Raw genomic sequence first — 5,502 nt, forward strand, 5'->3', positions numbered from 1 at the left:
CTTTTCGATTTGAACTTCCCGAAAAAAGTATCACGTTCTCCACGTTATTTCTAAAAAAACCTACCAAAAACAAACACAAATAATGAAAAAAATTTGTTTCACGCTAAGTTTGCTCTTTGCCGGGCTTGCGGTTACCGCTCAAAGCAAGGAAACTGAAACTGCCGACAAACTTTTCGGGCGTTTTGAGTACATAGAAGCCGCACAGGAATATCTTAAGCTGGCTAAAAAAGGTAAAGATCCTTATGTGTATAAGCAGTTAGGCGACAGCTATTATAATGTTTTCAACTCAAAGGAAGCTGTAAAATGGTACGCCAAAGCAGTAGAATCTAAACAGGATGCCGAAACCTATTACCGCTATGCACAAATGCTGAAGGCAGAAGGGCAGTATGAAGAAGCCAACAAGCAGATGCAGCAATTTGCAAAGCTGGCCCCAAAAGACCAGCGTGCCGTAATATTTAACCAGGACCCCAATTACCTGCCCAAGCTTCGTAACCAGACTAAACTCTTTGATGAGCGTATCTTAGACATTAACGACAAGCAATATGCTGATTTTGGGGCTGTGCTTGCCAACGATAATACATTATATTTTACCAGTGCACGCAATACGGCACGCCGCACTTACGGAAGGAACGAAGAGCCATACCTCGATATTTATACAGCAACCTATAATGAGCAAACAGGCCGCATAAGCGAACCGCAGGCTTTATCTGAAATTAATACTAAATGGCATGACGGGCCTGTGGCACTATCATCTGACGGTAAAACCATGTATTTTGCCAGTGAGAGCTTTGCCAATGGCGAATTTGAAAAAGATAACAGCAATATAAAGCAACGCACCGGGCTAATTTACCTGTTTGTAGCCACAAAAGCCGATGGTAAATGGGGCAATGTAAAACCTGTACCTTTTAACGGCACAAGCTGGAGTACAGGCAACCCGGCGCTGAGCAAAGACGGCAAAACGCTTTATTTTACCTCTAACAGGAAAGGCTCTGTAGGTGATACGGATATATGGAAGGTAGAAGTAAAAGGCGGTAATAAATTTGGAGAACCTGTAAACCTTGGTAAAGAAATAAATACCGAGGGCAAAGAAACCTTTCCGTATATTACTGACGACGGCAAGCTTTACTTCTCTTCTAACGGGCACAAAGGTTTTGGCGGCCTGGATATATTTATGGTGGATATTGCCAATAATGGCGAGGTTATTAACCTGGGTGCACCGATAAATTCACCACAGGATGATTTCTCTTTCAGCTTTAATTACGAAAAAAACATTGGTTTCTTTTCCAGCAACAGGAAAGATAAGGATAATATGTATTTAGCCATACCTGTTTGCGGTGTAGAAGCGCTTGTTAACGTTACCGATGTTAATACGGGCAAGGTTATACCTTCTGCAAAAGTTGCCATATTGGATGACAAGCAGAATGTTATAGAAACACGCACAACAGACGAAAACGGAAAACTGGTTTATAATGTTGACTGCGACAGGGCATACTCGCTTAAAGCAAGTGCAGACGGATATGAAACCAGCCTTTTTACCATCAATAAAACCCGTGGCGGCAAAGTAGATGTTATGGCAAAACTAAAGCCGATTACCAACCTTATTGTTGATGGCAAGGTACAGCTAAACACCATTTATTTTGAATATAATAAAAGCAACATAACCCCGGAAGCGGCATTTGAACTTGACAAGCTTGTAGAGGCGATGAAGCAGAAACCTGAAATTAAGATTGCGGTTAACGCTCATACCGATAGCAGAGGATCTGACGAATATAACCTTAACCTTTCTGACCAGCGCGCAAGGGCTGTAGTACAGTACGCTATATCTAAAGGAATTGCAAAAGAGCGCATTACCGGAAAAGGATTTGGTGAAACACAGCCAAAGGTAAACTGCGGTGACAACTGCACGGAAGAACAGCATGCCATAAACCGCCGCACAGAGTTCTTAATTGTAGAGTAAAAACTATTTACATATTGTTAAAAAAGCAGCTATTAATAGCTGCTTTTTTATTTTTGTAACTTAGTTAATAACTGTAAACACGTGCTGGCTTTAAAATTTCGCCATTACCCTATTTTACATTTAACTAACGCTTTATTAATTTTGTTGTAACAGAACCCGCACGTTATGCCATTACACTTAACCGAAATAGAAAGGGTAAAAACAATCTCTAAAGAAGATTTTATTAAAAACTATGTTCGCCCGCAAAAGCCGGTAGTAATAGAAAAACTTACGCAAGACTGGCCTGCTTATGAAAAGTGGAACCTTAACTATATAAAAGAAATTGCCGGTGATAAAGTAGTACCGCTTTATGATGACAGGCCTGTTTCGCATAAAGACGGGTTTAATGATGCCCATGCACAGATGAAGATGTCGGAGTATATAGACCTGTTGCAAAAGCAACCTACCAACTACAGAATATTTTTATATAACCTGATGAAAAAGGTGCCGGTACTGCAAAACGATTTCAGGTGGCCCGATCTGGGCTTAAACCTGGTTAAACAGTTACCCATGTTATTTTTCGGCGGCGAAAATTCAAAGGTATTTATCCACTATGATATAGATTACAGCAACATACTGCACTTTCATTTTCATGGCAAAAAGCGGTGCATATTATTTCATCCGGACCAGACACCCTACCTCTACAAAGTGCCTCACGCCCTTATTTCGAGAGAAGATATCGATTTTGATAACCCCGACTTTGAAAAATGGCCTGCGCTGAAACATGCACAGGGACTTGTTGCCAACCTTGAGCATGGTGAAATGCTGTATATGCCCGAAGGCTACTGGCATTATATGAAATATGAAACGCCGGGCTTCAGCATGAGCCTGCGCGCATTACCCAGAAAATGGAGCAACTTATCTAAAGCTGCCTATAATGTATTTATTATGCGCTATTTTGATAACTTTATGCGCAAATACAAAGGCCAGGCCTGGATAGATTACAAAAATGAGCAGGCGGTTGTAAGGACACACAAAAAACTGAAGCTGCCGGTTTAACCAAATAACTCCTATTCTTAAAATAAAGAATGGGTTGCTTAATATAATAATGCAGGGCAGCACACACAAAATATATACGGTTGAAGAGGCCAAGCGCAAGCTTGAACATTATTGTGCCTATCAGGAGCGCTGCCATGAAGAGGTGGTTAAAAAGCTGAGGGGCATGAATATGATTCCGCAGGCTGTTGATGCTGTTGTGGACCACCTGCTTGAACATAACTTTTTAAATGAAGAACGCTTTGCCCGAAGCTTTGCCCGCGGCAGGTTCAGGATTAAGCAATGGGGCAAGGTAAGGATTGTGAGAGAACTGAAAGCCCGCGATATCTCGCGTTACAATATTGACGCTGCTCTTAAAGAAATTGACAGTACTGATTATCTTACTACTTTTTATACCCTTGCCGAAAAGCAATGGAATGCCATTCGCGAAACAAATATCATAAAAAAGAAAAAGAAACTCTTTGATTTCCTGATGCGAAAAGGTTATGAAAGCAATCTCATTTATGAAGCTATACAAAACCTTGCAAACAACGATTAAAGTTAGCATAAATTCATAAAATTTTGTTAAATTGCAGTACCCTCCAACAGCTTTTCACCTTACTGCAACGCTATGGCAAAATTTTTATACGTACTACTGCTTTTTATACCATTAATTGCGACAGCGCAAGATAAAGGATATGACTTTAAAGAAGCTGAGGCTAAAACACGCAAACTGGTTTATACGTCGCCTGACAGTGCACTTGCCATAATTAAAACTACACTTTCGCAGGAAGGTAAACTACACGACACCATACTGGGTAACACATATAACCTTTACGGTTTATACTTCGGGATGACCGGCAATGCCGATTCATCTGTCTATTATTTTAAAAAGTCATTATCATATATAGATGATTATCCTAAGAACAGGCTACGCAGCCTTATGAACCTTTCTATTGGCTACAGGAACAAAGGTGATTATAAAACATCTATCAAATATCTTAATGAGGCACTTAAAGTAAGCCGTAAGGATAATAATAAGGTTGGCATTGCAATGGCTTATGGCGAACTGGCATCTAACTATAACTATATGGTTAAGTACGACAAATCTGTAGATTACCTGCTTAAAGCCATTAAAATACTCAAGTCTGAAAACAATACCGAGCAATTGGCGGCAATAAAGCAAAAACTTGCCAACACTTACCTGGGCATGGAGAACTTTAAGTTTGCCATAGATCTTTATAAAGAAACACTTGCAGAGTTTAAGGAGATAGGGATGGAAAAGAACTACTATCTTACCCTTATTAACTTAGGTGAGGCACACATAAGGCTGGAACAATATGATAAGGCAAAGCAATCTTTACAGGAAGCAGTACAAGGGCTTGAAAGGTTTGGTGACAAAGAACTGATAGGCATCACATATTCCAAAATAGGGAACATCGAGAAAATCGAAGGCCAAACTGATAAGGCTATGGCATCCTATCAAATGGCATTTGATTACCTTACAGAGACAAAATCGACAAGAATATTACGCATTGGCGGAGAATATATAGACCTGCTTAATGAAAATGGTATGTACCGGAAGGCACTTGGTATAATTGCAGAAGCCGAGTCCTACCGAAAAACAATTTACAGCAATATACATGACAGGATGGTATATGTAAAAGCTATAGCCGATACATACAGCCATACCGGCAATCCTGAAAAGGCTATAAAGGAATACCGTAATACCATAGCGATAAAAGACTCTATTGCGGCATCTGAAGCACAAGCCGCGGTACAGGAAATTCAGGCAAAATTCCAGACAGAATTGCAAAGGGAAAAAAACCTCGCCCTTGAAGCTAACAATAAAGCCCTTGAGCAAAAAATTGACAATGAGCAGATGCTTATGCTGATGTATATACTAGGCAGCATTGCCCTGCTAAGTATAATTTTGTTTATACTAAGAAGTTACTGGCTTAAAACGAAACTGCAAAAGGAGCAGCTTAAAAATACTGCGGCTGAGAATAAACTCATTAAGCAACAGCACGAATATGAACAACAGCTTGTAAGTGCCCAAAAGCAAACCATAGAGGAAAAGCAACGCGAGCTGACTGGCACTACGCTGCAAATGGCTAATTACCAAACCCATATAAACAGCATCATTAAAAAATGCAGTACAAATGAAATAAGCATACCCGATGTTAAAAGAGAGTTACAGCTTTTATTGAAACAAAGGGATTACTGGAAACAGTTTGAAACCCGCTTTAACAGCCTGCACCCTGATTTTGAGAAGAAACTAACAGGCAGGTTTGGAAAGCTTACTAAAAATGATGTTGAGTTTTGCTCTTTACTTAAATTGAATCTCAGCAATAAAGAAATTGCTTCATTACTACAGATTTCGCACGAAAGTGCCATTACCAAAAAATATCGCATTAAAAAGAAAATGGAAATTGCAGATGACGAAGAATTTGACAGGTTATTGTTGAATTTGTAGCATTGGCTTATAACTTACTCGTATTCAAACATATATTAAATTACAGGTATTAGCC

The 5,502-nt window shown here is 39.7% G+C and carries 4 protein-coding genes; all 4 read left to right on the forward strand.

Features of this window, described 5'->3' with window-relative positions:
- Positions 1-82: 82 nt before the first annotated feature.
- The gene (locus Q0K96_RS14890; RefSeq protein ID WP_297334771.1) at positions 83-1,957 is read left to right on the forward strand and encodes an OmpA family protein; all 1,875 of its coding nucleotides are present in this window, start codon (positions 83-85) and stop codon (positions 1,955-1,957) included.
- A gap of 165 nt (positions 1,958-2,122) precedes the next feature.
- The gene (locus Q0K96_RS14895) at positions 2,123-2,995 is read left to right on the forward strand and encodes a cupin-like domain-containing protein (protein WP_297334772.1); all 873 of its coding nucleotides are present in this window, start codon (positions 2,123-2,125) and stop codon (positions 2,993-2,995) included.
- Between the two features lie 49 nt (positions 2,996-3,044).
- The gene (locus Q0K96_RS14900; RefSeq protein WP_297334774.1) at positions 3,045-3,530 is read left to right on the forward strand and encodes a regulatory protein RecX; all 486 of its coding nucleotides are present in this window, start codon (positions 3,045-3,047) and stop codon (positions 3,528-3,530) included.
- Positions 3,531-3,602: 72 nt separating this feature from the next.
- Entirely contained in the window at positions 3,603-5,447 is a 1,845-nt protein-coding gene (locus tag Q0K96_RS14905; protein ID WP_297334773.1) for a tetratricopeptide repeat protein, read from the forward strand.
- The last annotated feature ends 55 nt before the right edge of the window (positions 5,448-5,502 follow it).

It is taken from the genome of Flavobacterium sp., assembly GCF_024305175.1.
Classification (GTDB): Bacteria; Bacteroidota; Bacteroidia; order Flavobacteriales; family Flavobacteriaceae; genus Flavobacterium.